Origin of the sequence: Halobacillus sp. H74 (assembly GCF_052246715.1) — a bacterium.
In the GTDB taxonomy this organism is placed as follows: domain Bacteria; phylum Bacillota; class Bacilli; order Bacillales; family Halobacillaceae; genus Halobacillus; species Halobacillus litoralis_A.
Window position 1 is genome coordinate 1 of record NZ_JBQQCI010000025.1, and the last position, 594, is coordinate 594.

The 594-nt window shown below is 43.1% G+C and carries 1 protein-coding gene; it reads right to left on the reverse strand.

What is annotated here, in order from left to right; genetic code table 11:
* The coding region (locus tag ACTWPX_RS21680; RefSeq protein WP_443121490.1) for a hypothetical protein at positions 1–594 on the reverse strand (594 nt) is incomplete at both ends.

The window sequence follows — 594 nt, forward strand, 5'->3', positions numbered from 1 at the left end:
GTATTCAGCAGGAATAATTCCTTTCTCCTGCTGGTATGTGCTTTCATCTAATTCAGCAACGTACTCGAGCACAAAGGAATTAAGAGAGTCCTCTGTTACCGCACATCCCTCAACTCCCATTTTGATCGCTGTAGTCGATAGTGTATTCGCCGCATCAAGCGCCAATAAGTAACGTTCTGATTTAACCTCATCTACCTTAACTCTTGCGCCAAAAGCATTCTGGGCTACATATTTCCCCGTTTTGGTATGCTTGGAGTCAGATATATCAATAGCAATGAGATCATTCCACGCTGATGGGTCCCCTATTAACACACTTCGGAAAACGTCAAGTGCAGGTGGTAGTTGAGACTTATTGACTATCGTATACTTCAGGTCGATTTTTGCCCGAAACACATCACCACGCTTTATTTTTCCTGCGTCAATCCCTTCCTTCAATTGCCGCCCTGTCAACAAGGAAGTCTGCCAAATAGGGTCTTGTTGAGCGGGTGATGGGATCGCAAGATCTGTAGTTATTTCACTATCTGTGACGTTAAGAAGTTTGTTTATATCAAATTTATCAACCGGTTTCGGTTGTGGAACACATCCAACCAATAA